At 62.4% G+C, this 25,582-nt stretch carries 23 protein-coding genes; 18 read left to right on the top strand and 5 right to left on the bottom strand.

Annotated features, from left to right (window positions below; genetic code table 11):
• Positions 1-2: 2 nt before the first annotated feature.
• The 4 genes from mhpT (at position 3) to PSUM_RS07350 (ending at position 4,155) form a co-directional block, all read left to right on the top strand.
• Positions 3-1,211 carry a 3-(3-hydroxy-phenyl)propionate transporter MhpT gene (gene mhpT, locus PSUM_RS07335; protein ID WP_033042050.1) on the top strand — a complete coding sequence of 403 codons (1,209 nt, stop codon included), beginning with the start codon at positions 3-5 and terminating at the stop codon, positions 1,209-1,211.
• A 70-nt stretch (positions 1,212-1,281) separates the two neighbouring features.
• Entirely contained in the window at positions 1,282-2,553 is a 1,272-nt protein-coding gene (locus tag PSUM_RS07340; RefSeq protein ID WP_033042048.1) for an OprD family porin, read from the top strand.
• Positions 2,554-2,871: 318 nt separating this feature from the next.
• A complete protein-coding gene (locus PSUM_RS07345) occupies positions 2,872-3,507 on the top strand; it encodes a hypothetical protein (protein ID WP_033042046.1) in 636 nt (211 codons plus the stop codon).
• A gap of 18 nt (positions 3,508-3,525) precedes the next feature.
• Complete coding sequence (locus PSUM_RS07350) at positions 3,526-4,155, top strand: helix-turn-helix transcriptional regulator (RefSeq protein ID WP_033042045.1); 630 nt, start codon at positions 3,526-3,528, stop codon at positions 4,153-4,155.
• On the opposite strand, the gene PSUM_RS07355 is transcribed toward PSUM_RS07350, so the two are convergent.
• Positions 4,118-5,041, bottom strand: coding sequence for a LysR family transcriptional regulator (locus tag PSUM_RS07355; protein ID WP_033042043.1), 924 nt, complete (start codon positions 5,039-5,041; stop codon positions 4,118-4,120). The two genes, PSUM_RS07350 and PSUM_RS07355, sit on opposite strands and share 38 nt — an antisense overlap.
• Positions 5,042-5,132: 91 nt before the next feature.
• Here PSUM_RS07355 and PSUM_RS07360 point away from each other — a divergent pair, with 91 nt between their 5' ends.
• The 7 genes from PSUM_RS07360 (at position 5,133) to PSUM_RS07395 (ending at position 13,266) form a co-directional block, all read left to right on the top strand.
• Positions 5,133-6,575 (top strand): aldehyde dehydrogenase family protein, encoded by a 1,443-nt coding sequence (locus tag PSUM_RS07360; protein WP_033042041.1) that lies wholly within the window; start codon positions 5,133-5,135, stop codon positions 6,573-6,575.
• A 13-nt stretch (positions 6,576-6,588) separates the two neighbouring features.
• On the top strand, positions 6,589-7,575 hold the full coding sequence (locus PSUM_RS07365) for a dipeptidase (RefSeq protein ID WP_033042039.1): 987 nt from the start codon (positions 6,589-6,591) through the stop codon (positions 7,573-7,575).
• Between the two features lie 126 nt (positions 7,576-7,701).
• Positions 7,702-9,255, top strand: a complete 1,554-nt coding sequence (locus tag PSUM_RS07370) for a BCCT family transporter (RefSeq protein ID WP_020796437.1) — start codon at positions 7,702-7,704, stop codon at positions 9,253-9,255.
• Between the two features lie 23 nt (positions 9,256-9,278).
• On the top strand, positions 9,279-10,994 hold the full coding sequence (locus PSUM_RS07375; RefSeq protein ID WP_083349290.1) for a hypothetical protein: 1,716 nt from the start codon (positions 9,279-9,281) through the stop codon (positions 10,992-10,994).
• Position 10,995: 1 nt separating this feature from the next.
• Positions 10,996-11,709: a DUF3726 domain-containing protein gene (locus tag PSUM_RS07380; RefSeq protein WP_033042035.1), complete on the top strand. Its 714-nt coding sequence runs from the start codon at positions 10,996-10,998 to the stop codon at positions 11,707-11,709.
• 28 nt (positions 11,710-11,737) lie between these two features.
• Positions 11,738-12,109, top strand: a complete 372-nt coding sequence (locus PSUM_RS07385; protein WP_083349291.1) for a RidA family protein — start codon at positions 11,738-11,740, stop codon at positions 12,107-12,109.
• Between the two features lie 296 nt (positions 12,110-12,405).
• Entirely contained in the window at positions 12,406-13,266 is an 861-nt protein-coding gene (locus PSUM_RS07395) for a CAP domain-containing protein (protein ID WP_020796433.1), read from the top strand.
• A 46-nt stretch (positions 13,267-13,312) separates the two neighbouring features.
• Here PSUM_RS07395 and PSUM_RS07400 read toward each other — a convergent pair whose 3' ends face one another.
• The 3 genes from PSUM_RS07400 to PSUM_RS07415 form a co-directional block, all read right to left on the bottom strand.
• The gene (locus tag PSUM_RS07400) at positions 13,313-14,323 is read right to left on the bottom strand and encodes a GlxA family transcriptional regulator (protein WP_173667170.1); all 1,011 of its coding nucleotides are present in this window, start codon (positions 14,321-14,323) and stop codon (positions 13,313-13,315) included.
• A gap of 914 nt (positions 14,324-15,237) precedes the next feature.
• Positions 15,238-15,867, bottom strand: a complete 630-nt coding sequence (locus PSUM_RS07410; protein ID WP_020801211.1) for a Vgb family protein — start codon at positions 15,865-15,867, stop codon at positions 15,238-15,240.
• Positions 15,868-15,902: 35 nt separating this feature from the next.
• Complete coding sequence (locus PSUM_RS07415) at positions 15,903-17,123, bottom strand: hypothetical protein (RefSeq protein WP_020801212.1); 1,221 nt, start codon at positions 17,121-17,123, stop codon at positions 15,903-15,905.
• Between the two features lie 197 nt (positions 17,124-17,320).
• On the opposite strand from PSUM_RS07415, the gene PSUM_RS07420 reads away from it, so the two are divergent.
• The 4 genes from PSUM_RS07420 to PSUM_RS07435 all read left to right on the top strand — a co-directional run bounded on the left by PSUM_RS07420 (position 17,321) and on the right by PSUM_RS07435 (position 19,581).
• A complete protein-coding gene (locus PSUM_RS07420) occupies positions 17,321-17,776 on the top strand; it encodes an outer membrane lipoprotein (RefSeq protein WP_033044023.1) in 456 nt (151 codons plus the stop codon).
• Between the two features lie 238 nt (positions 17,777-18,014).
• Positions 18,015-18,467, top strand: coding sequence for an Ohr family peroxiredoxin (locus tag PSUM_RS07425; protein ID WP_020801214.1), 453 nt, complete (start codon positions 18,015-18,017; stop codon positions 18,465-18,467).
• Positions 18,468-18,532: 65 nt separating this feature from the next.
• Positions 18,533-18,985, top strand: a complete 453-nt coding sequence (locus PSUM_RS07430) for an Ohr family peroxiredoxin (RefSeq protein WP_020801215.1) — start codon at positions 18,533-18,535, stop codon at positions 18,983-18,985.
• 140 nt (positions 18,986-19,125) lie between these two features.
• Entirely contained in the window at positions 19,126-19,581 is a 456-nt protein-coding gene (locus tag PSUM_RS07435; protein ID WP_020801216.1) for a MarR family winged helix-turn-helix transcriptional regulator, read from the top strand.
• 120 nt (positions 19,582-19,701) lie between these two features.
• Here the strand turns inward: PSUM_RS07435 and PSUM_RS07440 are convergent, their stop codons facing one another.
• Positions 19,702-20,802 (bottom strand): polyamine ABC transporter substrate-binding protein, encoded by a 1,101-nt coding sequence (locus PSUM_RS07440; RefSeq protein WP_033044026.1) that lies wholly within the window; start codon positions 20,800-20,802, stop codon positions 19,702-19,704.
• Between the two features lie 362 nt (positions 20,803-21,164).
• On the opposite strand from PSUM_RS07440, the gene PSUM_RS07445 reads away from it, so the two are divergent.
• The 3 genes from PSUM_RS07445 (at position 21,165) to PSUM_RS07460 (ending at position 25,464) form a co-directional block, all read left to right on the top strand.
• Positions 21,165-21,827 carry a glutathione S-transferase family protein gene (locus tag PSUM_RS07445; protein ID WP_020801219.1) on the top strand — a complete coding sequence of 221 codons (663 nt, stop codon included), beginning with the start codon at positions 21,165-21,167 and terminating at the stop codon, positions 21,825-21,827.
• A gap of 1,085 nt (positions 21,828-22,912) precedes the next feature.
• The gene (locus PSUM_RS07455; RefSeq protein ID WP_083349292.1) at positions 22,913-24,289 is read left to right on the top strand and encodes a pyridoxal-phosphate dependent enzyme; all 1,377 of its coding nucleotides are present in this window, start codon (positions 22,913-22,915) and stop codon (positions 24,287-24,289) included.
• Complete coding sequence (locus PSUM_RS07460) at positions 24,286-25,464, top strand: trans-sulfuration enzyme family protein (protein ID WP_020796352.1); 1,179 nt, start codon at positions 24,286-24,288, stop codon at positions 25,462-25,464. Before PSUM_RS07455 ends, PSUM_RS07460 begins: the two co-directional genes overlap by 4 nt.
• Positions 25,465-25,582: the final 118 nt, after the last annotated feature.

The following is a 25,582-nucleotide window of genomic DNA, read 5'->3' on the forward strand; positions in this document are numbered from 1 at the left end:
CCATGACATCGCTGAACGTGACAACCCCGCTCTACCTGGCGCGGACCATCGGTCTGTGCTTCCTCGTCGCCTTGATGGAAGGCCTCGACCTGCAAGCCTCGGGAATCGCCGCCCAAGGCATGGCGGCAGCCTTCCAACTGGACAAACTGCACATGGGCTGGGTCTTCAGCGCCGGGATCTTCGGTCTGCTGCCCGGTGCCTTCTTCGGCGGCCTGCTGGCCGATCGCATCGGCCGCAAACGCGTGCTGATGGCCTCGGTGGCCCTGTTCGGGCTGTTCTCGTTGCTCACGGCCATGGCCTGGGACTTCAACAGTTTGCTGATCGCCCGATGCCTAACGGGCGTGGGCCTGGGTGCCGCCCTGCCCAACCTGATCGCCTTGAGCAGCGAAGTGGCGGGGCCACGCCTGCGCGGCACTGCCGTGAGCCTGATGTACTGTGGCGTACCGCTGGGTGCGGCAATGGCGGCCAGCATCGGTATCGCCGACCTGGCCGGCGGCTGGCAGGTGGTGTTCTACGTCGGTGGCGTGGTGCCCCTGTTGATCGTGCCGCTGCTTGGACTTTACCTGCCGGAGTCGGCGCAGTTTCTTGGGCGAGCACAGGACACCGCTCCACGCGGAGTAGTCCGCGGCCTGTTCCGGGAAGGCGCGGCGCTGCCGACCGCGATGATCTGGGTCAGCTATTTCTTTACGCTCATGGTGGTCTACATCCTGATCAACTGGCTGCCCAGCCTGTTGATTGGCCAAGGCTTCAGTGGTGCCCAGGCGAGCTGGGTGATGCTGGCGCTGCAGTTCGGCGCGGCAGCCGGCACCCTGTCGCTCGGCTGGGTGATGGACCGGCTGCCGGTCTGGGCGCTGTCCGCGTTGATCTATGTCGGCCTGCTCGCCTCACTGACTGCACTGGGCATGGCCAGCCAATTGCAAAGCATGTTGCTGGCCGGTTTCGTCGCCGGCTTTTTCGCCACTGGCGGGCAATGCGTGCTGTATGCCCTGGCACCGCATTTCTATCGTCCATCGGTACGCGCCACTGGCGTCGGCAGCGCCGTTGCCATCGGCCGTTTGGGTGCCATGAGCGGCCCCTTGGTGGCCGGCAAAATGCTCGCACTGGGTACCGGCACCGCCGGCGTGATGATGGCTTCGGCGCCGGGGATCGTCATCGCGGCATTGGCGATGTTTTACCTGTCGGTACGACGCAACGGCGCTCAAGCCGACTGATACCGCTCAACGCAATTCCCCGCGTCGCGACGGCGCGGGCACTCCAACAACAATAAAAGTGAACCCTGCCATGCTCAGTAACTCTCGAAGGGCGCTCAGCGCTTGCGCCTGCGTTTTGTCCGTTGGCCAGGCTTGCGCCGCGGGTTTTGTCGACGACAGCCACGCCGATCTGGTTGTGCGCAACTATTACTTCGACCGCAATTACGTGAACGCCACGCCCCAGGCGGCCGCTCGCGAATGGGCACAAGGTTTCATCCTCAACCTGCGTTCGGGCTACACCCAAGGGCCAGTCGGGTTCGGCCTTGACGCCCAGGGACTTTTGGGCGTGCGCCTGGACTCTGCACCGGACCGCACCGGTACCGGCTTGCTGCCCTTCGACCCCACCACCCGTACACCTGCCAGCGAGTACTCGGAGCTGGGCCTGACCGCCAAGGCCAGGGCTTCCAATAGCGAGTTGCAACTGGGCACCATCAGCACCTTCCTGCCGATCGCCTTCGCCAGCCCTACCCGGCTGCTGCCGCAGACATTCCGTGGCGCCTATCTCAAGTCCCGGGAAATAGACGACCTGACCGTGCACGCCGGCTGGCTGGATCGCATCAACCTGCGCGATTCCACCGACTACCAGAAGATGTCGGTAGCCTCACCCAACGGGCGCTTCAATGGCGCTGCCGAATCAGACCGCTTCACCTTCCTTGGCGGCGACTACGCCTGGTCGCCGCAACTGACCCTCAAGTACTACCATGCCGAACTCGCTGGCCTGTACCGCAAGGATTTCTATGGTCTGGTCGATAATCGCCCGATGGGGCCCGGCAGCCTGAAAACCGACGTGCGCCTGTTCGTCACCGGTGAAGATGGCGCCGCCAAGGCCGGCCCGGTGGACAACCGCAACGCTGCCTTGATGCTGACGTACAGCCTGGGGGCGCATAAATTCGGCGCTGGCTACATGCAACTGACCGGCAAGACCGCCATGCCCTACCTGTTCGGCACCGAGCCGTTGGTCATCACCGAAGGCACCTTGAGCTCGGAGTTCCTCAACCCCAAGGAGCGCAGTTGGCAGGTGCGCTACGACTACAACTTCGTGGGCATGGGCCTGCCGGGCCTCAATGGTGTGTTGCGCTACGTGCGCGGCGACAACATCGAGTTGCCCAAGTTGGGCGGCTCGGACCTGACGGAAAGTGAAAAGGATATCGAACTGTCCTATGTGTTGCAGGGCACCCCGCTCAAGGGCCTGGCCGTGCGCGTGCGCAACGCCTGGTATCGCAACGACTTTGCCGCGCAGGCCAGCCACCGCGATGACAATGAACTGCGGGTGAACATCGACTACACGTGGAAGCTGTTTTAGGCGTTGGCTTGCTCCCACATTTAATCCCCGATGAACTCAAAAACCCGGCACGAAGCAGATCCTCTGTGGGAGCGGGCTTGCTCCGGGCGGCGCTCCGATGAAGAGGGCGGCACATTCAGCCTTGCTGTCGCCTGACACACCGCTTTCGCGAGCAAGCCCGCTCCCACAGGATTTATGTCATTCACAAATTAAGCGATCGGTACAAAAACCTGACGGAAAAGCATGACCGCTGATCCGGAGTTTCGGCGATATCCAATAAAAACATATTTATATGCTTTAATTGATATTGTCGATCCATCCCATTCAGAGGCTGCCGTCATGAATATCAAGACACTTGCATTGATCCTCCTGGCTTTCTGCGTGCCACCGGCCTGGAGCCAGACCTCGCCCGCTCCCGCGCCTGCTCCAACCGCCGATAGCGCCGCGCTGACAACGCGCCTGGCGCTACGGGATCTTTGGGTCGAACACATCTTCTGGATCAGGAACTACGCGCTCGCCAACCAGGCCGCCGACCGCCAGCAGGCAAAAGTGGCGACTGACCAGGTGGTCGACAACGCGACTAAAATCGCCAACAGCATCGCGCCGCTCTATGGCCAACCGGCCGCCGACCAACTGCTCAAGTTGCTTGCCGGTCACTGGGGCGCGGTGAAACACTACAGCGATGCCACGGTGGCCAAGGACAGCAAAGGCAAACAGGCCGCCGTTGCCGAGTTGACCAGCAATGCCAAGGCGATAGCGGCGTTCCTGGCCAGGGCCAACCCGAATCTGCCGGAAGCGACGCTGGTCAATCTGCTGTCGGCCCATGGCGGCCATCACGTCGCCCAGATCGATGAATTCGCCGCACACGATTACGTCGGCGAAGCACGTACCTGGTCGATGATGCGCACGCATATATTGGCGCTGGCGGACGCACTGACCGCGGCGCTGGTCAAGCAATTCCCCGACAAGTTCTGACACGGCGCGAGGTACACCATGCTGCAAGGACTGGGTCGAACCCAGCAGGACCTGCTCAACGCGCTGCTGCATCAAGCCGGCGGCATGAGCATCGATGAGTTGGCCGAGCACCTGGCCGTCACGCGTACGGCGATTCGCCAACACCTGGCGGCGCTGGAGCGGGATGGCCTGGTGTTGCGCGGCGAAACCCGGCCGACGGGGCGTCGTCCTGAGCAGCTGTATCAACTCACCGACCACGCCAGGGAACAGTTCCCGCGCCAGTATCAACTGCTCGCCAGCGCGCTGATCGATGAAGTGGCCGACATCATCGGCCCCGAGGCGCTGGCGACGCTGATGCGCAACCTGGGCCGCAAACTGGCCCTGGACCGCGAACAGCAGGTGGTCGATGAAACGAAGATCGTGCAGCACATGAATCAGGCGGGCTATGAAGCCGAGGTGTTTTTCCGCTCATCCGGCGATCAGGAAATCGTCGCCCACAACTGCGTGTTCCACCGTCTCGCCGCCGCGCACCCGGTCGTTTGTGAACTGGACCTGGCGTTGATCGGGGCGCTGGGCGGCGCTGAAGTCGAGCACACCGAATGCATGGTGCGCGGCGGTAATGTCTGTCGTTTCAAACTACGGCCGACGGAACCACCGACCCATCACTGACCTGCCCGGGCATCTGCATCTGCGCCCGCAGGAACCCCCTCAACTCGGCCGCCGCCGGCGACAGGCTATGGCCCTTGCGACACAGGATGCCAATCTGGCGCTCCACCCGGGGCTCGGCCAATGGCAGAAACACCAGCTGTTCATTGCCCTTGGGAAACGCCAGGGACGGCAGCGTGGTGATGCCGATGCCTTCTTCGAGCATCGCGATCAGCGAAATCATGTTGGAGACGAACAGCAGGCTGTTGTCGAGCAAGCTTTCCGCCTCGGTTCCCGCCAGCAGGCGCGAGGTGCCATTGCGCACCAACGGGTACGCTTGCAGGCTGGACCAATGCAGCGCCGCGCCGTTGGCCACCAACGGATGATCATGCCGACAGACCACCCCCACCCGGTCGCTCAGGATCGGCACGAACTCGATGTTGTCATCCGCCACCCACACGCTGCTGATGGCAAAGTCCACCTGCCCCTGGACCAACAACTGCTGCACGCTGTCGGCGGTGCCGTCCTGGATGCTGATCTGCATTTTCGGGTGCTCGCTCACAAACCTCGCGAGCAGGTGCGGCAACAGGCGGCTGGCGACCGACGGCACCGTGGCAATGCTCACCTGGCCTATTTCGTGCCGCGCCAGCAGGCTCACTTCCCGGGCAATGCGATCGTGATGGGCGAGCAAATCCTGGAACAGCGGCAGACAGTGCGCGCCGAATGGCGTCAGCTCGGTTTTACCGCCCTTCTCGAACAGTGGCTGGCCGAGCTTCTGTTCGAGCTCGCGCACGGCCAACGACAACGCCGGTTGCGTGCGATACGCCTGCCGCGCCGCGCCGTGGAAGCTTTTGAGCTGGGCGACGAGCACGAAATAACGCAGTTGAGTGATCTTCAGCTCGGGTGGCACGGTTAGTTTTCCTTATCGTTTCATATTTATTATTAATTTTTATTTGCAGAGTAATACTCTCAAGATGGGACCAACGCAATCGGAGGTTCCCATGGCACTGCAACCCTGCAAAAACTACATTGGCGGCAACTGGTGTGAAGGCCAGGGCCTTGTCGCCAACCACAGCCCTTCGGATGTCGAAGACCTGATCGGGCATTACCACCAGGCAAGCGCCGAACAGACCCAGGACGCCATCGCGGCTGCCCGTGACGCCCAGCCGCAATGGGCCGCCACCGGCCTGGAACAACGCCAGCAAATCCTGATGGCCATCGGCGACGAGCTGATGTCGCGCAAGCTAGAGCTCGGCGAACTGCTCTCGCGCGAAGAGGGCAAGCCGCTGGCCGAGGGCATCGGTGAGGTCCATCGCAGCGCGCAATTCTTCCACTACTACGCCGCCGAAGTGTTGCGCCAGATGGGCGAGACGGCAGCCTCGGTACGCCCCGGGATCGAGATCGACGTCCAGCGCGAACCGGTAGGCGTGGTCGGCATCATCACCCCGTGGAATTTCCCGATGGCCACCGCCGCGTGGAAGATCGCCCCGGCCCTGGCCTTCGGTAACGCCGTGGTGTTCAAGCCGGCCAACCTGGTGCCTGCCAGCGCCTGGGCCCTGACCGAGATCATCAGCCGCCAGCCCTTGCCCGCAGGCACTTTTAACCTGGTGATGGGCAGCGGCAGCGTGGTCGGTGAAAGCCTGATCCAGTCGGCCGATATCGATGCGCTGACGTTCACCGGTTCCCTGCAGACCGGTCGCCGCGTCGCGGTTGCGACCGCCGGCAACCTGGTGCGCTGCCAACTGGAGATGGGCAGCAAGAACGCCCTGGTGGTGCTCGACGATGCCGACCTGGACATCGCCGTCGAATGCGCCTTGAACGGTGCCTTTTTCGGCACCGGGCAAAAGTGCACCGCCTCCTCGCGCCTGATCGTTTGCGATGGCATCCATGACCGGTTCGTCGAGGCGCTGGTCGCGCGCATGCGCCAGCTGAAAGTCGGCCATGCCCTTGAACAAGGAACACAGATTGGCCCCGTTGCCGAAGCTCGCCAGCTGCAACAGAACCTTGATTACCTGCAGCTGGCCAAGGCAGACGGCGCGACCCTGGTCGAAGGCGGCGAATTGCTCGCCCTGGAACCAGCCGGGCACTACATGCGCCCCGCGCTGTTCACCCACACCACCAACCAGATGCGCATCAACCGTGAAGAAGTGTTCGGACCGATTGCCTGCGTGATCCGGGTGAGCGACTACGAGCAAGCCCTGGCCGTGTTGAACGACACCGAGTACGGCCTGACCGCCGGGATCATCACCCAATCGCTGCGTTATGCCAGTGACTTCAAGCGCCGCGCCCGCACCGGTTGCGTGATGGTCAACCTGCCCACCGCCGGCACCGATTACCACGTGCCGTTCGGTGGCCGCAAAAACTCGAGCTTCGGTCCGCGCGAGCAAGGGCAATACGCCCGCGAATTCTACACCGTGGTCAAGACCACCTACGTGCGACCTTGAACGGGAGATCACCATGCACGATTTATTGATGATCGATGGCCTGCAATATTCCAACTGGAGCGAAGACATCTTCCGCCAGATGCAGGAAGGTGGCCTGAGCGCAGTACACGCCACCATCGCCTACCACGAGAACGCCCGGGAAACACTGTCGCGCATCGGCGAGTGGAACCGCCGTTTCGAAACCTGGCCGCAGCTGATTCGCCCGGTGCGCGAGGCCTCGGACATTCGCCTGGCGCACGAGGAAGGCCGCGTCGGGATCTTCTTCGGCTTCCAGAACTGCTCGCCCATCGAAGACGACATCAGCCTGGTCGAAGTCTTCCGCCAGCTCGGCGTGTTGATCATGCAGCTGACCTATAACAACCAGAGCCTGCTGGCCAGCGGCTGTTATGAGAACGAAGACAACGGCATCAGCCGCTTTGGTCGCCAAGTCATCGCCGAGATGAACCGCGTCGGCATGCTCATTGATATGTCCCACAGCGCCGAGCGCAGCACCCTTGAAGCCATTGAGCTGTCGAGCCGGCCGGTGATCGTCTCCCACGCCAACCCGTCGAGCTTCCACGCCGCCAAACGCAACAAGTCCGACGCCGTGCTGCGCGCGATTGCCGAGTCTGGCGGCCTGCTCGGCTTCAGCACTTACCCGTTCCACCTCAAGGGAGCCTCGGGCTGCAGCCTGGAATCGTTCTGCGACATGGTCGCCAGCACGGCCGAACTGATGGGCGTGGAGCATATCGGCATCGGCACCGACCTGTGCCAGCAGCAACCTTTGCAAGTGCTCGAATGGATGCGCAACGGGCGCTGGAGCAAAGACAAGGACTACGGCGAAGGCTCCAAGGACAACGCCCACTGGCCGTCACCGCTGCAATGGTTCCGCGACAGCCGGGATTTCCCGGTCATCGCCCAGGGCCTGCGCGACCGTGGGTTCGCCGAGGACGAGGTACGCAACATCATGGGACTCAACTGGTTGCGCCTGCTGGAAAGCGCGACACCTGCAAAAAACTGACCCTTGATCCACTGACCCTGGTTTCACACCGTGAGGACAGCACAGCATGAAAAATAATAACAATAGCCTCCCGTTCATCCCCCAAAGCGGCGGTGCACAGCCCCAGGCGCGTATTTTGGAGGCATCATGAAAACATCCGACACCCTGCAGGGCGACGTCCAGCCACTGGACCTTGCGCCGCCGAAAACAAACATCGACTGGCCACTGTTCCTGATCAGTGGCGGCTTCCTCGGCGCCTTCCTGATCGCAGCCCTGGTCGACATCGACGGTGTGTCGCTACTGGTGAACACGTTGTTCGCCTGGTCAACGAAGTTCTTTGGCTTGTACTGGCAGATCCTGATGCTGGCGACCTTCGCCATGAGCCTGTTCATCTGCTTCAGCAAGTGCGGGCGCGTACGGCTCGGCGGCGTCGACCGACGTCCCGATACCAGTACTTTCAACTGGATCGCCGTGATCATGTGCGCCCTGCTCGCCGGTGGGGGTGCCTTCTGGGCGGCGGCGGAACCGATGATGCACTTCGCCAGTCCGCCACCGCTGTTCGCGGGCATGCAACCGCATACCGAAGCGGCAGGCCACACCGCGCTCGCGCAATCGTTCGTGCACTGGGGCTTCCTCGCCTGGGCGGTTTTGGGCAGCTTGCTGGCCATTGTGCTGATGCACTTGCACTACGACAAAGGCTTGCCACTGGCACCGCGAACCTTGCTCTATCCACTGTTCGGTGAACGTGCACTCAAGGGGCCGATTGGTACCCTGGCCGACGCCACGTCGATTATCGCCGTGGTCGCCGGCACCATCGGCCCGATCGGTTTCCTCGGCCTGCAGATCAGCAGCGCGTTGCACTCGGTGTGGGGCATTCCCAACGACCTGATGGTGCAGTCCATAACCATCGTGCTGGTCACGGTGATGTACACCATCTCCTGCCTGGTCGGGCTCGAGGGAATCCGCTTCGTCAGCGGGATCAACGTCTGGCTGATGATTGGCCTGGCGGTGTTCATGGTACTGCTGGGGCCCACTGCGTTCATCCTAGGCGGTTTCCCCACGGCGTTCGCCTTGCACATTGAACAGTTCATCCCGATGACCCTGTTCCGTGCCGACCCGAAATGGCTCGACTGGTGGACGGTGTTCTACTGGGGCTGGTTCATCGGTTACGCGCCGATGGTGGCGCTCTACGTGGCGAAGATCTCCCGGGGCCGGACCATCCGCGAAGTGATCATGACCCTGTCGATCATCGCCCCGCTGGTGACCATGTTCTGGTTCACCATTGTCGGTGGCGCCGGCATCGGCATGGAATTGCAGAACCCGGGCATCGTCACCGCCCACGGCGCGCAACCGGAAGACCTGCTGCTGGGCGTGACCCAGAACCTGCCCTTGGGCGGGCTGATCTCGGCGCTGTTCCTGTTCCTGAGCTTCATCTCGGTAGCCACCAATGGCGATGCCATGGCCTTCACCGTGGCGATGGCGATGTCCGCGAATGACAAGCCCAAGGCATGGCTGCGCGCCTTCTGGGCGATCGGCATGGGCCTGGCCGCCGTGGTGCTGATCACCATCGGCTCGGGTGGGGTCACGGCGCTGCAATCCTTTATCGTCATCACTGCCGTACCGGTTTCGCTGCTGATCCTGCCGTCGCTCTGGGATGCACTGCGCATCGCCCGGCAGATGGCTCGTGAACAGGCAGTCTGATAATGAACAGTCCAGGAATCGCAATGATGTCGCACACCGACACAGACACCTCTTCGGCCTTGCGCCCCGCCGCCCGGGTCATGGACCTGGAACGGCTGGGCAGTCACTTCCAGAGCCGCCTGAGTTTCGTGCGCAGCAGCATGCGCAAGATGATGAACGAGCAATGGCGTATCGAGCGCACTCGCTTCGATCTTGACGCCGAGGGCTTCGGCACGGCGATCTATCGGATCGACACCGCCAGTGCCCACTATCACTGCGTGATTTTCTCGATGTACCTGCCGCCGGAAAAACGCAGTGACCGGGTCATTGCCGATCAGTGGGACGTCAGCTTCGTGCTGTTGGCCGGCGATGTCGACGAGCCGCAACTGGCCGACTTGCGGCGCAACGTGCCGTTGCAGGAAGCCGGGCGTTTCGATGCGCGGGTGCTGGTGCTGTCACGGGCCAACCGCAGCCTGCGCAACTTCGAGCGCTTCCTCGGGGCGCTGGCGGAAGGTTGCCAGCCAGACCCACGGCAATTGGCCGAGGTCGGCTACCTGTATCGCACCACCGCCGTGTACGGCAACGGCAAGTTCGGCATCGCCGACTTCAGTTGCCTGCAAGGCAATGCCGACTTCACCCAACCGTTCAGCGCGCAGATGTTCACCGTGTACCTGCTGCGGCATTTCAGCATCGAGCAGATCGAGCACATGGCCCGGGCGCGCAATCCGCAACGGGCGGTCGGGCTGGACATCGAGCTGCAACGCTACCTGGGGGTTGGCAACTCCACGGGGCTGGGCATGGCGCCCTTCCTGATCAATCACCCACAACTGGTCAATCAGTGGGTGTGTGCCCGTGAAACCGCACTGGCGAAGGTGGTGGCTCAACCGGCCGACGTGCCCCGCGCGCAGCGTTTCCAGGCACTGCTGCAGCGGGCTCGGCAACACCTGCAACAAACCAGTACCGAGGATCAACGGCAAAGCGCGATCGATCGGCAGACCCTGGCCGATCTCGACCGCTTGAGCGAGTGGTTCGCCTGTCAGCCCGTCAGCGCCGAACTGTGGTCACGGCTGCAAGACTGGGTTGAGCTGAACACCGGCTTTGGCTGCCAGGAACTGCTGGTCAGCCTGCTGCTGGAGCTGTACCCCGAACAGGTCGATCCGCTGGCCGAGCAGATGTCGGTCAACGAGGGCTTTCGCCTGAACGCCGAGATGCCGCTGGACGCGCTGTGCAACCTGATCGAGACCCACTACCGCTGGGCGCTCGACTACGACCTTGAAGGGGCCGAGGCCAACCACTTCTTCTGGTATCGCTCGGCGGAAAAGGAAGAGCCACGCCTGGGCGAACGGGCCATGGAGCCTGGCGCGGAAAAGGAAATGCAGTTGGGCATCGCCCACAACCTCCAGCGTTGCCACCGTGCCTTGCTGGCCTACCGCGAACGCCATCCGCAGCAATTGACCGCGCATTTCCTGCTCGCCCAGCCGTCGTTCAAAGGCACCGTATGCCGGCTGCAGGGCATGGCCCGTTGCGCCTTCGGGGAAATCCGCTCCAACCTGATGGAACGCAACATGCTGCCGATCCACTTGCTGCGTTGCAAACTGGCGTTCTTCGGCGCTGGCAAGTTCGACCCCAAGTCCAGCCGCTGGGTGCGCATCACCTTGTTCCAGGGTGCGCCACTGGTCAGTGAGATTGGCCAGCCTTTCGCCGATGACTGGAATTTCGCCGTGATGCCGACACTGCCCACCGCTGCCGGAGAACACTGATATGCGCGTCTCGCTCAATGAAATCCAGGTGATCTGCCGCAAGGCCTTCGAGGGTATCGGCTTCGCCCCCGGTGACTGCGAAGACGCCGCCGAGATGATCGCGCGCCTGCAACTGCAAGGCCTCGATGGCATCGGCGCGTTGAAAAAGGCCTTGGCCTTTCTCCACGACGAAGTCGATCGCCCGATCGAAACCTGCTACGAAGATGCCGCGCAGTTGACCCTCGATGCCCACGGCCAAAGTGTCTTGCGCTGCGCCGCCCAGGCGGTGGAGCTGGGTGTCGGCAAGGCGTTGCGCGGCGGCAGTGCGTTGATCCGCATTCGCCATTGCCATAACCGCATCCTGCTGCTCGGCTACCTGGCGCGCTGTGCCCCGGAGGCGCTGAATTTTTGCGTGTACTGGCGTGATGCACGCCAGGAAATGGTTGCCACGTTCAGCGCCGGGCAAACCCGCCCGACCCTGCGGGTGTATGACCTGCCCCAACTGGCGCAGAGCGACGAACAAAGCATCAATGTGCTGATCTCCAGGCACTTCGCGCTGCTGCCGCGACTCAGTGCCGAGGATGCCCTGCCTGCCACCTACCCGCAGCCCGCAGAGGGGCTGGTCGTCGACGATGACGTCTGGACCCAACTGAAAAAACTGGGCGAACGGGTGCTGGTGGAAAGCACCGAGGAGTCGCGTAGGCGCGGTGCTGGCGAAAGCAGCGATGCCCGATAAAACCTTGCAATGTTCCAGGAATCAATCAATGAAACACGCGATCAAGACTGACCTTTTCGCCTCGCGCGCGCCACTGGAATGGGCGGTGGTCGGCAACGGCACGCTGTACACCGCACAGATCCCCATCGACCGCGAAGGCCTGGTCGTCAGCGGCGGCATCGAAGCGCAAACCCGGCAGAGCCTGGACAATCTGCGCCATACCCTGCAAGCCGCCGGCAGCGACCTGGACGCGGTTACCCAGGTGCTGATCTACGTCACCGACCGTAGCTACCTGGCGACGGTGAACGCGATCTATGGCGAGTATTTCCAGGCGCCCTACCCCAACCGGGCAGCCATTGTCGTGGCCGGGTTGGCTCGGGAGGAGATGTTGGTGGAACTGGTGGTGTACGCCTGTCTCTGACGGCCCACCAATTGCTGCCGCAACGGCCACTTAGGGTTTGATGAAAACCCTGTGGGAGCGAGCCTGCTCGCGATGGTCGTCAACGAAAACGCTGGCTGCCTGACACCCCGCGGTGCTTGCTCCTCCATCGCGAGCAGGCTCGCTCCCACAGAGTCGCCCCATACCCTTCGTCGGGTGCACGATCCGGCAAGCAAAACGCCTCCCCGCCGCCTTGAACCTTGTCCCAAGACGCCAGTCTTAGACGGGCATTTTTTCCTCCTACCCATCGTTGTCATCTCATCAGAGCTGTCCGCACCATGCGCCCAACCGCCCTCGCCTTGCGCTTCACTTCGCTGTGCCTGTTGACCTCGCTGCCCCTGATTTCCACCCCCGCCCACGCCGGTGCGGAGCGACAATTGGTGGACGCCATCAACGATTACCGAGCCCATCCGGAAGATTGCGCAAGGCGTCCCGCCCAACGCTTGTCGCCGCTGGCCCTGAAGTCGAGCCTGGCCTTGCCGGTCGGCTACGGCGGTGGCTTGCGCGACCGCTTGAAAGCTTCCGGGTACCAGGCCGTGGCGGTGCGCTCCATTCGCGTGGTGGGTGCCCAAGATGCCGAGGAGGCCTTTGAGATGCTGCAGAGTGATCATTGCGCCGCCTTGCTGGATAACCAGTATGCCGACATAGGCGTCAGTCGCAGTCGCGGTGAATGGCAAGTGGTGCTGGCGCGGCCTGTGCTGGACAGTCGGATGAGCGATCCGCGCAGCGTCGGCAAAACCTTGCTCGCCCAGGTCAATGCCGCCCGGGCCAAACCGCGCCTGTGCGGTCGCCAGCGCTTTGCCGCCGCGCGGCCCTTGGCCTGGAATGCCAGCCTCGGCGCGGCGGCGCAAGGGCACAGCAAAGCCATGGCCTACGGCAATTACTTCGCCCACCGCGACCCCGATGGCGACATGCCCGCCGACCGCGCGCGCGCCGCAGGTTTCCGTGGCCGACAGATTGGTGAAAACATCGCCGCCGGCCAAGGTTCACCGAACAAGGCCATGGCCGGCTGGCTGGCCAGCCCCGGGCATTGTGCCAACCTGATGAACCCGATATTCACGCAAGTGGGTGCCGCCTATGCGACGGACGCACGCAGTGATCAAGGCGTTTACTGGACGATGCTGTTCGGCGCGCAATGACCGCTGCACCGGGCATCATCGCGATGCCCGGTACTTCGGCAAGCGGTTACTTCACCAGCCGGGTTTCCCGAGACGGCCGGTAACCGAAATAGGCGCTGTAGCACTTGCTGAAGTGGCTCGGTGATACGAAACCGCAGGCCACCGAGACTTCAACGATGGTCAACGTGGTGTGCTGCAGCAATCGACGAGCCTCGGTGATACGCAGATCCATGTAGTAGCGCTGGGGTGTCGTGCCCAGTTGCTCCTTGAACAGACGCTCGATCTGCCGGCGCGACCGACCGGCATAAAGACAGAGCGCCTCCATCTCCAGCGGCTCTTCCAGATTGGCGTCCATCAGATTGACCACCTCCCTCAGCGGGCCACTGACGGACACATTCAAGGTGGGTTTGATGCGCCGGTAACGGGACGCTTCAAACGCCAGGATATCTTCGATACCGTCAGTCAACGCCTTGTCATGCAAACCCCTGATCCACTCCAGCGCCATGTAGAAACTGCCCGTTGGGCTGGACGCCGTAAGGCGGTCGCGATCGACCACGTAGGCTTCGCTGGTGACCTGGCTGAGCCTGGCGATTTCCGCCAGCGCCGGACGATGCTCCGGGTGTATGGCGCAGCGATAGCCGTCGAGCAATCCGGCTTGCCCGAGAAACCAGGCGCCGTTCCAGATGCCAGCCAGCGCAACCCCCTGTTCGGCGGCGTCGCGTAATAAGCCGGTCAAACTGTCGTCGGCCTTGAGGGCCGTGCGGTAGCCGCCACAGACAACCAACAGGTCCAGCGCTTGTATTTCGATCGGGTCCAGGCGCGCATCGGGTCGAATCACCAACCCCAGGTCGCTGACGACTTCCCCTTCGGACAACCCGAAGGTTTTCGTCGAAAACAGCTCGGGTCGCAGCAGGTTGGCGGTGACGATGGTGTCGAGCGCCTGGGTGAACGCCGGCAAGGAAAAATGTTCCAGCAACAGGAAGCCGGCCCGGGCCCGCACGGACTGGCCTTCATGGTCTTTGAGGTAGCGAAGGTTTTTACCCTTCATGGCACCGCTGAACTGACGTCGCTCTACCAACGTTCGCCTCGCCTTTCGTGTTGATCAAGATGAGATATTTCCCGCATCGATAGCCGTCTCTCGCGGCGGCTATCGATGCGCGCTCTGTTTACGCCAGTTGTACCCTATGAGCAAGCGCAATGCTGTTCACTTAACCATGAGGTTGTGTATATAAACTTGGGGGTGTACATATCCATTCCTGCGGTAACGGCCACCTAGGGTTTCGCCCTTACGGCGACTCACTTTTCCAAACGCCGAAAAGTAAGCAAAAGGCTTTGCCCCACCACTCGGTGCCTCGCTAGGGCTCGGCATGCCCTCTCTCCGGCATTGCTCCGTGGGTCGCCGCGATGGGCCATCCATGGCCCAGCGCGGCTAAACCGGCGTCCTGCCGGTTTCCCCACTGCGCAATGCCTGCGTTCGGCCATCGTGGTTAACGGGGCACCCAAATCCAAAGCCAAAGCGAGGCGGCCTGACAGTCCTGCAATCAGGTCGGCTGTCAGGCCGCCTCCCTTTTGCGTTTGATCTTGATCTGGCTTTTGATTTTCTTGCCCCCTCGAGAGGCCGAGTGGAGGTTCTGCGCAGTGGGTAAACCGGCATGGATGCCGGTTTAGCCGCGCTGGGTCAAGGATGGCCCAGCGCGGCGGGCCCACGGAGCAGGACCGGAGCGAGGGTACCCCGAGCCCCAGCGAGGGGCCGAACGCCAGAGGCAGAGCCCTTGGTTACTTGGGGCTGGGCGGCGTTCCGTTCTTCCAAGTGACTCGCCGTAAGGGCGAAACCCTAAGTGGCCGTTACCGCGGCAATGGATATGCACACCTGAAAGACAATCATCGTCTGTCAGGACGCCTTCACCGGCAAGCCTGGCTCCTACAGTAAGTGCGAAACCCTAGGTAGCCGTTACCGCAGCAATGGATATACACCCAATCCAAATCAACCCATCAAGGCCGCTGCACCACCCTCAGCCGCCCACTGCTGCCGCCCCCACAGAAAAACCGCTCGCCACCGTCGGATTCCAGCCCCGACACCCCGATGCCGTCCGGCAGCCTGAGGCTTTCAAGCACTTCGCCGGTGTTCGGGTCGACCCGGCGCAATTCGCTCTCCTCGTCTTCCCAGGTGCCATGCCACAGCGCGCCCTCGACCCAGGTCACCCCCGTGACAAAACGGTTGGATTGCAGGGTACGCAGGATAGTCCCGGTCTCGGGGTCGATCTGGTGGATTTTCCGTTCGCGGTACTGGCCGACCCACAGCGAGCCTTCGGCCCATGTCAGCCCCGAATCGTTGCCACCGCCGGGGGCCGGGATCGTGGCCAGGACTTCTCCGGTACGAGGATCGACTTTCTGGATGCGGTCCTCGGCAATCTGGAACAGATGCTTACCATCGAAGGCGGTCCCGGCATGCGCAGCAACATCGAGGGAGCGCACCGTACGACCACTCTCGGGGTCCAGGGCGTAGAGCCTGTCGGTGGTTGCAAACCACACCTGCCGGCCGTCCCAGGTGACGCCGTGCACATCATCGACGTCGGCAAAGGGGCCATATTCACGCACAATTTCGGCGGCTGACTGTTTCATCTCGGTGTTCCTCCAAAGGGGTTGACGGGATCATCCTAGCCACCGGGCAGCGGAACCGGGAGTAACAAGGTCGTCGCGAAACCGGGCACCGGCGGGGTCACCCAGCGCCGTGCCCGTCCCTGTCCGAACGACTGCACCTTGCCCTTGGCTGCCAGCGCTTCGAGCGCGCGTTGCACTGCGCGCTGGCTGCTACCCAACGCCAGGGCCAAGGCCGAACTCGACCAGGACTCGCCGTCGCCAAGCAAGGCGAATACCGCTGCATACTTTTCTTCGACCGGTGGCGTGAGCAGCACCACGTCTGGTGAAACCTGAGCAACCAATGTGAACCCGCGTCGGGTGGCGATCACCGTAGCCAAGGGTTTCAACGCCGCGCGCAAGCGTCCGATTTCAACCCGCAGCCGGGCTCGATGGGATTCATCACTGAGTTTCAACCGAAAGGCCTGCGCGATGAGGGTCTCTCTGGGCACATCGCCCGGCCAGGCCTCGGCGAGTGCTCGCACCAGGGAAAACAGGATCGGACGCCTGGACAGGGAAACCGACATGCCCGCGCCACGCACGACATAGCGGCAAGCGTCCACCACCAGTGAAGTCGAGGCGAGCAGCGCTTCCACCTCGTCCAGCAACAGAGGCCGTTCTTCACCACGCACGAGCTGGTGCGCGGCGGGGCTGTTGAGAATGGAGGATGCACTTTCGACTTCTGCAGACAGCGCGGGAATGCCGGCGAGTTGCGCGGCGAGTTCGGCCCTGGCGAGCGCGGCCCGTGCGGCTTGTGAATGCAGGTGGCGCATCGCGATCCCTGCCACGACCAGCTCATGGGTCGCCCGCAAGGGTGGCGGCAACGTTGCCGGGTCCAGGTCAACGAGTTGCCCTTGGGCCTCATCGAGCCGGCCGATCAGCAACAAGCGACGGATGCCCAGATAACGCGCGTGGGCTGCATTGATAAGATCGCCGTGGGCTTGCAGCGTGACCCGCGCCGCTTCCAGCGCCTTCACCGGCCAACCAAGATCCCGCGAGGCCAGTGCGATCTCGGCTTCGGCGACGGTGCAGCGTGCCCGCGCCACGACTTCTTTCGGCCCAAAGGCCCGCGAGGCCATGCGTACCAGCGCTTTGGCCCGCACCAAATCCCCCAGTTGCGCCATGGCGATACCGCGCAGTGCCAGCGCGGGCGCATCGTCGCGCAGCGCGATCCGGTCCAGCGCACCCAGCGGATCGCCCGCCGCCAACGCCTGCGCTGCGGCGGTGATCAGCGAATCCATTGCAGTCCTGCCACGCGTGTCACTCCTGCCGTGATAAGTCCGTATGAGTCTATCTCACCCCTCAGTGAGCGTATCCGGCAGTACAGCCAGGCCCGCCGCCACAGGGCAGCGCGTCGAGGGCCCTGTGCTAGTCTCCTTCGTCAAACGCGCACTGATGCGTTTGAACGAACTGCTTCCCCCGGATGATGGAGTTCAACATGAAAAACATCGCTTCCTGGTTAACGATCACGCTTGTAAGTCTAGTGCTTTGCGCCTGCGCCGCCGTCGATGCTGGCAGCGGTGGCGCCGGCGAGATGGAAATCCGCTCAGGAAAAATCGAGCAGATCACCATGACGCAAATGCAGACCAACCACGACAGCGGCGTCGGCGCCATCCTTGGCGGACTCGCGGGCGTGGGAATCGGTAGCCTGATCGGTTCGGGCACCGGGCGAGATGTCGCCATGGTCGCGGGCGCCCTTGCAGGTGCGGCGGGTGGCAACTACGCCGAGAAGAAAAAATACGATCAACCGCAACAGGCCCAGCAGATTATCGTGCGTACCAAGAGCGGCGTCCTGGTATCGGTGACTCAGCCGGTCAATGCCGCACTGAGCAAAGGCCAGAGTGTTTATATCGAAGGCACCGGCAATGAAGCTCGGGTAGTGCCGCAAAGCTGATCGCCTGTTGCACTCGAAATCCATGGTCACGCGTCAATGCTGATGCCCCGAGCCTGAACAGCTCGGGGCATTTTTCTTTCTGAATAAGCGGACAGCATTAGCTTCGACCGTCCGTCGTCCGGGCATAAAAATAGCGCTTGACGTCGATTGAGATCTGGAGGACTATTATTTACATCGGATGCGATCTAAGCGCACACGACATTACATACAACCTGACCGCACCCTTGAGGATTGACCCATGAGCAAGATCGAAAAAGTCCTGGCCACCGGCAAGACCCACACCACCCTGAGCAGCGCCGGCAACACCTCGCGCGGCCACAACGGCAACCTCGACATCGAACTGTCGACGCCAGGCTCCGCCCAGCCAGCCCATGTGTTCGCCGCCACCCAGCCGCACCCGAAAGCCGAGCAATTGTTCGCCGGGGCCTGGTCGGCCTGCTACACCGCGGCCGTCGGCCTGGTGGCCGCAGAGCGCAACATCGCGCTGCCGGCGGATCTGGCGGTCGACATCGAAGTGGACCTTGGCCAGACGGGCCCAGCGTACTTCCTCCAGGCCCGACTGACCCTGCGCGTGCCGGGGCTGGCACAGGACGTTGCAACGGAACTGGCGCATATCGCCGACTCCATTTGCCCCTATTCCAAGGCCACCCGCGGCAATATCGACGTTGCCCTGAACGTCATTACCGCATAATTAATATCGCATGCGATGATAGCGTATACGAACAATATACCCACAGTAAACTTGAGGAACTCATCATGAGCAAGATCGAAAAAGTCCTGGCCACCGGCAAGACCCACACCACCCTGAGCAGCACCGGCACCACCTCGCGCGGCCATAAGGGCAACCTCGACATCGAATTGTCGTCCCCTGGCAGCGTCACACCGGCACATGTGTTCACCGGCGTACAACCGCACCCCAAGGCCGAGCAACTCTTCGCCGGAGCATGGTCGGCCTGCTACATCGCCGCGGTGGGCCTGGCCGCCCAACAGGCTAAGGTGTCATTGCCGGCCGACACGGCCGTGGACATCGAAGTCGACCTGGGCCAGACCGGCGCAGCCTACTTCCTCCAGGCCCGATTGACCCTGCGGGTGCCAGGCCTGTCACATGAAGTCGCGACCGAACTGGCGCACAACGCCGATGCGATCTGCCCGTACTCCAAGGCCACCCGCGGCAACATTGACGTGAGCATCAACGTGCAGACCGCGTGATGCACCGCACGGCCGGTTCGCCAGGGTTATCCCCGGTAACCGGCCGCTTGGGGGGCGGGACCCGGAGGTTTGGAGCACTTCCGACACCATCGCATACGACGTATAATTTCAGCGTCGCAGCCTGCCCAAAGAGAGACCCCATGAAAACCACCGACAAAACGTCCGCCCTGGATCTCAAGCTTTCCGATTTCCTGTGTTTTGCGGTCTATTCCACCAACCTCGCTTTCGGCAAGGCCTACAAGCCGATGCTCGAACGACTCGGCCTGACCTATACGCAATACATCACCCTCGTTGCGCTGTGGGAGCAGGACAACCAGACCGTCGGCAGCCTCGGGGAAAAACTGTTCCTGGAATCCAACACCCTCACCCCGATCCTGAAAAAGCTCGAAGCGATGGGTTACCTGCTGCGTCAGCGCGACCCGGAAGACGAACGCCAGGTACGAATCAGCCTGACCGACGCCGGTCGCCAGCTGCGCACAGAGCTGACGGAAGACGGCTTTCCGCAAACCGGCCTCGATCCCGACGATTTCGTGCAGATGCAGCAGGCGATCGTGGCGTTGCGCAACAACCTCATCCGCAACACCAAAGCCGTGTAGGAGCGAGCACGCTCGCGATGGTCGTCAACGATGACGCGGGGCACCTGACACCCCGCGGCGCTCTCAGGCTCATCGTCGGCACACCGCCCGGAGCATGCTCGCTCCGACAGGGGTTTAGGGTTATTTGTCCGACTTGATCGCCGTCCACACCCGCGTGCGCACCCGCTCCAGCTTCTGCGGCAACGGCTGCACGACATACAGGGTTTTGAGAGCCTCGGGGGTCGGCGTCAGGTTCGGGTTGCCGGTGATTTCCTTGTTGATCAGCGCCAGCGAGTCCTTGTTGGCATTCGGGTAACCGAGGAAGTCGCTGATCGGTGCGATGACGGTCGGGTCGAGCAAGGTGTTGAGAAACGCGTGGGCTTCATCGACGTTCTTCGCGCTCTTGGGAATGGCAAAGGTGTCGAACCAGATCGGCGCGCCCTCCTTGGGCAAGCGCCAATCGACCACCACGCCATTGCCGGCCTCCTTGGCGCGGTTGCCGAACTGGTAGAAGCTGCCGGAGTAGCCGATGGCCACGCAAATGTCACCGTTGGCGATATCGGTCATGTACTTGGCCGAGTTGAAGTAGGTGACATAAGGGCGAATCTTCAGCATCAGCGCCTTGGCCTTTTCGTAGTCCTCGGGGTTCTGGCTGTTGGGGTCCAGCCCCAGGTAATGCAGGGCCAGCGGCAGAATCTCGGAGGGCGAGTCGAGCATGGCAACACCACAGGCCTTGAGTTTTTCCATATTCTCGGGCTTGAACACCAAGTCCCAACTGTCCACCGGTGCATTCTCGCCCAGGACGGCCTTGACCTTCGCCGGGTTGAAGCCGATCAACACGGTGCCGTACATGTAAGGCACGCCGTACTGGTTGCCGGGGTCGTTCTTGTCCAGCAACTTGAGCAGCGCCGGGTCCTGGTGTTTCCAGTTGGGCAGCCTGGTCTTGTCCAGTTTCTGGAACACACCGGCCTTGATCTGGGTTTCGATGAACTGATTCGACGGCACCACCAAGTCATAGCCGCTGTTGCCGGTCAGCAGCTTGGCCTCCAGGGATTCGTTGGTGTCGAAGGTGTCCCAGGTGACCTTGATCCCGGTTTTCTCGGCGAAGTCCTTGGGCACGGACGGCAGGATATAGTCCGCCCAGTTGTACACCCGCAATTCGCGCTGCTCGGCATGTACGGCACTGGCCAGCAGCGTCAGGCCGCAAACGGTGGCACCCAATAGGCGTTTGATTGTGTCCATGGATCAATTCCCCAAGTCAGCTCGATGGTTTTTATGTGCTGTACACGGCAGCGCCCGGCAAAACAGCCAAGGCAAGGAAGATCGGGTTCATAGTTATCGATGGGAGGCTCTTGCGCATCAGCCACCGGTTTTCGATTCTTGCCGACAGCCCCGCAGGTTCATAGCGCGGGGTTGGCCAAAAGGAGATCGTAATGGCCATTATCGGTGTCCGGGAGCATAGCCAATGGTCGCTACGCGAAACGTTTTCGGCAGCCTGGAATGCGGCGCAAACCTGCAGGCATGGCGAATACCGTGCCTGCGACTTAATCTGCCTGTCACAGCAATCACCCCGTGGGGCGCCCTCCCGCCCGAGGAGTTGACCGATGCCGCTGACCCTCTATTACCACCCGCTTTCGTCGTTCTGCCACAAAGTGCTGATCGCCCTCTACGAGTACGACATCGATTTCCAGCGGCGAGTCATCGATCTTTCCAGTGCAGCAGACCGCGCGGAGCTCGAGGCGTTATGGCCCCTGTGCAAGTTCCCGGTCATCCGCGATCACACGCACCCGCAGGGGTTGGCGGAATCGAGTGTCATCATCGAATACCTGGACCGCTTCCATGGAGGTGGGCGCTGCCTGCTGCCCGGTGATTGGGATACTGCCTTGCAAGTGCGCTTGTGGGATCGGTTTTTCGACCAGTACGTGCAAGTACCGCTGCAGCAGATAGTCGCCGATCGCATTCGCGCGACGAACGGCGACCTGAGCCGGGAACGGGCCATGCTCACCACGGCCTACGGCATGCTCGAGCGCCAGCTGGCTACGCGAACCTGGGTGGCCAGCCCGGACTTCAGCCTGGCCGATTGCGCCGCGGCCCCGGCCCTGTTCTATGCCAGTACCCTGGTGCCCTTCCCCGACGACTGCCAACACCTGAGCACGTATTTCGACAGGCTGGTACAACGGCCTTCATTCCGGCGCGTCATCGACGAAGCCAGGCCCTGGTTCGCCTTCTATCCATTTGCCGAGGCCATTCCCCAACGGTTTCGCTAACAACCTCATGCGCACACTGAAGGCGCTTATCGGGTGTATATCCATTGCTGCGGTAACGGCCACTTAGGGTTTCGCCCTTACGGCGAGTCACTTGGAAAACCTGTAGGAGCCCGGCTTGCCGGCGAAGGCGTCCTGGCAGACGATAATTACCTTTCAGGCGTACATATCCATTCCTGCGGTAACGGCCACCTAGGGTTTCGCCCTTACGGCGAGTCACTTGGAAAAACGGAACGCCGCCCGGCCCTAAGTAACCAAGGGCTCTTGCCCCTGGCGTTCGGTGCCTCGCTAAGGCTCGGCATACCCTCGCTCCGGTCCTGCTCCGTGGGCCCGCCGCGATGGGCCATCCTTGGCCCAGCGCGGCTAAACCGGCATCCATGCCGGTTTACCCACTGCGCAGAACCTCCACTCGGCCTCTCGAGGGGGCAAGAAAATCAAAAGCCAAAGCCAAAGCGAGGCGGCCTGACAGCCGACCTGATTGCAGGTCTGTCCACATTCCCTTGTGGGAGCCAGCCTGCTGGCGATGGACTTCCAGGCGACGCGTTCATACAGACAGGGCGCGTTATCGTTGGCGACCATCGCCAGAAGGCTGGCTCCCACAGGGAATCAGGTGCAGCAGTAAAAGTCAGGTCGGCTTTAAGGCCGCCTCGCTTTGGTTTTTGATCTGGGGTGCCCCGTTAACCACGCTGGCCGAACGCAGGCATTGCGCAGTGGGTAAACCGGCAGGACGCCGGTTTAGCCGCGCTGGGCCAGGGATGGCCCATCGCGGCGACCCACGGAGCAATGCCGGAGTGAGGGCATGCCGAGCCCTAGCGAGGCACCGAGTGGTGGGGCAAAGCCTTTTGGTTCCTTTTTGGCGTTTGAAAAAGGGACTCGCCGTAAGGGCGAAACCATAAGCCGACGTTACCGCAGCAACGGATATCCCCCCAATCCAATTCTCAAATACATCCCAGCGGGCACTTTCGATCAGACGGTTGCGAGTCTGGCGATCCCGGCCTATGGTCCAGACACAACAATTTCAAGACCGGTGCGATGATTCGCCGCCGTCTTCTTGTCCATCCATGGTGCTAGCGCAACGAGGTGACGACATGCCCAACGACTCCCGCCCCGCCGTACTCGAACTGATCGGCAACACGCCCCTGGTGCGCGTCAGCCGTTTCGATACCGGCCCGTGCACGCTGTTTCTCAAGCTCGAATCCCAGAACCCCGGCGGTTCGATCAAGGACCGCATCGGCCTTGCCATGATCGACGCCGCCGAACGCGACGGCCGCCTGCGACCCGGTGGCACCATCGTCGAAGCCACGGCCGGCAACACCGGCCTCGGCCTGGCACTGGTCGGCCGCGCCAAGGGTTATCGGGTGGTGCTGGTGGTGCCGGACAAGATGTCCACCGAGAAGGTCCTGCACCTCAAGGCCATGGGCGCCGAGGTGCATATCACCCGTTCCGATGTCGGCAAGGGCCATCCGGAGTACTACCAGGACGTTGCCGGACGCCTGGCCAGTGAAATCCCCGACGCCTTCTTCGCCGACCAGTTCAACAACCCGGCCAACCCACTGGCCCATGAGTGCAGTACCGCACCGGAGATCTGGGCGCAAACCCAGCATGATGTCGATGCCATCGTGGTCGGCGTGGGTTCAGCCGGCACGCTGACCGGGCTGACCCGGTTCTTCAGCCGTGTGCAACCGGAACTGGAAATGGTCCTGGCCGACCCGGTCGGCTCGGTGATGGCCGAATACAGCCGCAGCGGCACCCTTGGCACGCCGGGCTCCTGGGCCGTCGAAGGCATCGGCGAAGACTTCATTCCGTCGATTGCCGACCTGTCCAGCGTGCGCCACGCCTATTCGATCAGCGACGAGGAAAGCTTCGATCATGCCCGCCAGTTGCTGCGCGCCGAGGGCATTCTCGGCGGTTCGTCGACCGGCACCCTGTTGGCGGCGGCATTACGCTACTGCCGCGAGCAGACCCAACCGAAACGGGTGGTCAGCTTCGTCTGCGACACCGGTACGCGTTACTTGTCGAAGGTCTATAACGACCAGTGGATGAACGATCAGGGGCTGCTGAAAAGCAAGCAGTACGGCGACCTGCGCGACCTGATCGCGCGGCGCTTCGAGGACGGCCGGGTGATCAGCGTCGGCCCCGACGACACCCTGCTCACCGCGTTCCAGCGCATGCGCCTGGCGGATGTGTCGCAACTGCCGGTGCTGGTGAGCGGCAAGCAACTGGTCGGTGTGATCGACGAGTCCGACATCCTGCTGGGCGTGCATGAAGACGCTACGCACTTTCGCAAGACCGTCTCCAGCGCCATGACCGACAAATTGCAAACCCTGGCACCCGACGCCTCACTGGCGGATCTGGAGGCGGAACTGGGCCGTGGACTGGTGGCGATTATCCAGGATGCCTCAGGTTTTCATGGCCTGATCACCCGAACCGACATGCTCAATCACCTGCGGAGATCCCTGACATGAGTCAGCACGATGAAAATGCCCCGCCACGGGGCTTCGCCACCCGCGTGATCCATGCGGGGCAAACGCCGGACCCGTCGACCGGCGCGCTGATGCCGCCGATCTACGCCAACTCCACCTATCTGCAGCAGAGCCCTGGCGTGCACAAGGGGCTGGACTACGGGCGTTCGCACAATCCGACGCGCTGGGCGCTGGAACGCTGCGTGGCGGACCTCGAAGGCGGCACCCGGGGCTTTGCATTCGCCTCGGGCCTGGCGACCATTTCCACGGTGCTGGAACTGCTCGACGCCGGCTCGCACATCGTCTCCGGAAATGACCTGTACGGCGGCACCTTCCGCCTGTTCGACAAGGTGCGCCAGCGCAGTGCCGGGCATCGCTTCAGCTTTGTCGACCTGACCGACCTCGCCGCCTTCGAGGCCGCCTTGCAGGACGACACACGCATGGTCATGGTCGAGACGCCGAGCAACCCACTGCTGCGCCTCACCGACCTTGCCGCCATCGCCCGCACCTGCCGCGACCGCGGCATCATCTGCGTGGCGGACAACACCTTTGCCAGCCCGTGGATACAACGCCCGCTGGAACTGGGCTTCGACATCGTGCTGCATTCGACCACCAAGTATCTCAATGGCCACTCCGACGTCATTGGCGGCATCGCCGTGGTCGGGCAGAACGCCGAGCTGGCCGAGCGCCTGGGTTTCCTGCAGAACGCGGTGGGCGCCATCGCCGGGCCGTTCGACGCCTTCCTCACCCTGCGCGGGGTCAAGACCCTGGCGTTGCGCATGGAGCGCCACTGCAGCAATGCGCTGGATCTGGCGCAATGGCTGGAACGTCAACCGCAAGTCGCCCGCGTCTATTACCCGGGCCTGCCCTCGCACCCGCAGCATGAGCTGGCGCGACAGCAGATGCGCGGCTACGGCGGGATGATCTCTGTCGACTTGAACACTGACCTGGCCGGCTCCCGGCGCTTCCTGGAAAACGTGCACATTTTTGCCCTGGCTGAAAGCCTCGGCGGCGTGGAAAGCCTGATCGAACACCCGGCGATCATGACCCACGCGACCATCCCGGTAGAAACCCGCGCGCAGCTGGGCATCGGCGATGCGCTGGTGCGGTTGTCCGTGGGGGTTGAGGATATCGAAGACTTGCGTGCAGACTTGGCGCAGGCGTTAACCCGGATTTAAGGGGTATACAAATCTTGTAGGAGCCAGGCTTGCCGGCGAAGAACGATAACGCGGTGCGACAGATACACCGCGGCGTCTGGTTCGCAGGCAAGCCTGGCTCCTACGGTGGTACCCATTA

This window comes from Pseudomonas umsongensis, from assembly GCF_002236105.1.
GTDB classification, from domain to species: Bacteria; Pseudomonadota; Gammaproteobacteria; order Pseudomonadales; family Pseudomonadaceae; genus Aquipseudomonas; species Aquipseudomonas umsongensis.

Excerpts from the sequence above, each read along its gene's own strand:
- mhpT (WP_033042050.1), top strand. The coding sequence starts at position 3 with ATGACATCGCTGAACGTGACAACCCCGCTCTACCTGGCGCGGACCATC.
- PSUM_RS07340 (WP_033042048.1), top strand. The coding sequence starts at position 1,282 with ATGCTCAGTAACTCTCGAAGGGCGCTCAGCGCTTGCGCCTGCGTTTTG.
- PSUM_RS07345 (WP_033042046.1), top strand. The coding sequence starts at position 2,872 with ATGAATATCAAGACACTTGCATTGATCCTCCTGGCTTTCTGCGTGCCA.
- PSUM_RS07350 (WP_033042045.1), top strand. The coding sequence starts at position 3,526 with ATGCTGCAAGGACTGGGTCGAACCCAGCAGGACCTGCTCAACGCGCTG.
- PSUM_RS07360 (WP_033042041.1), top strand. The coding sequence starts at position 5,133 with ATGGCACTGCAACCCTGCAAAAACTACATTGGCGGCAACTGGTGTGAA.
- PSUM_RS07365 (WP_033042039.1), top strand. The coding sequence starts at position 6,589 with ATGCACGATTTATTGATGATCGATGGCCTGCAATATTCCAACTGGAGC.
- PSUM_RS07370 (WP_020796437.1), top strand. The coding sequence starts at position 7,702 with ATGAAAACATCCGACACCCTGCAGGGCGACGTCCAGCCACTGGACCTT.
- PSUM_RS07375 (WP_083349290.1), top strand. The coding sequence starts at position 9,279 with ATGATGTCGCACACCGACACAGACACCTCTTCGGCCTTGCGCCCCGCC.
- PSUM_RS07380 (WP_033042035.1), top strand. The coding sequence starts at position 10,996 with ATGCGCGTCTCGCTCAATGAAATCCAGGTGATCTGCCGCAAGGCCTTC.
- PSUM_RS07385 (WP_083349291.1), top strand. The coding sequence starts at position 11,738 with ATGAAACACGCGATCAAGACTGACCTTTTCGCCTCGCGCGCGCCACTG.
- PSUM_RS07395 (WP_020796433.1), top strand. The coding sequence starts at position 12,406 with ATGCGCCCAACCGCCCTCGCCTTGCGCTTCACTTCGCTGTGCCTGTTG.
- PSUM_RS07410 (WP_020801211.1), bottom strand. The coding sequence starts at position 15,867 with ATGAAACAGTCAGCCGCCGAAATTGTGCGTGAATATGGCCCCTTTGCC.
- PSUM_RS07415 (WP_020801212.1), bottom strand. The coding sequence starts at position 17,123 with ATGGATTCGCTGATCACCGCCGCAGCGCAGGCGTTGGCGGCGGGCGAT.
- PSUM_RS07420 (WP_033044023.1), top strand. The coding sequence starts at position 17,321 with ATGAAAAACATCGCTTCCTGGTTAACGATCACGCTTGTAAGTCTAGTG.
- PSUM_RS07425 (WP_020801214.1), top strand. The coding sequence starts at position 18,015 with ATGAGCAAGATCGAAAAAGTCCTGGCCACCGGCAAGACCCACACCACC.
- PSUM_RS07430 (WP_020801215.1), top strand. The coding sequence starts at position 18,533 with ATGAGCAAGATCGAAAAAGTCCTGGCCACCGGCAAGACCCACACCACC.
- PSUM_RS07435 (WP_020801216.1), top strand. The coding sequence starts at position 19,126 with ATGAAAACCACCGACAAAACGTCCGCCCTGGATCTCAAGCTTTCCGAT.
- PSUM_RS07440 (WP_033044026.1), bottom strand. The coding sequence starts at position 20,802 with ATGGACACAATCAAACGCCTATTGGGTGCCACCGTTTGCGGCCTGACG.
- PSUM_RS07445 (WP_020801219.1), top strand. The coding sequence starts at position 21,165 with ATGCCGCTGACCCTCTATTACCACCCGCTTTCGTCGTTCTGCCACAAA.
- PSUM_RS07455 (WP_083349292.1), top strand. The coding sequence starts at position 22,913 with ATGCCCAACGACTCCCGCCCCGCCGTACTCGAACTGATCGGCAACACG.
- PSUM_RS07460 (WP_020796352.1), top strand. The coding sequence starts at position 24,286 with ATGAGTCAGCACGATGAAAATGCCCCGCCACGGGGCTTCGCCACCCGC.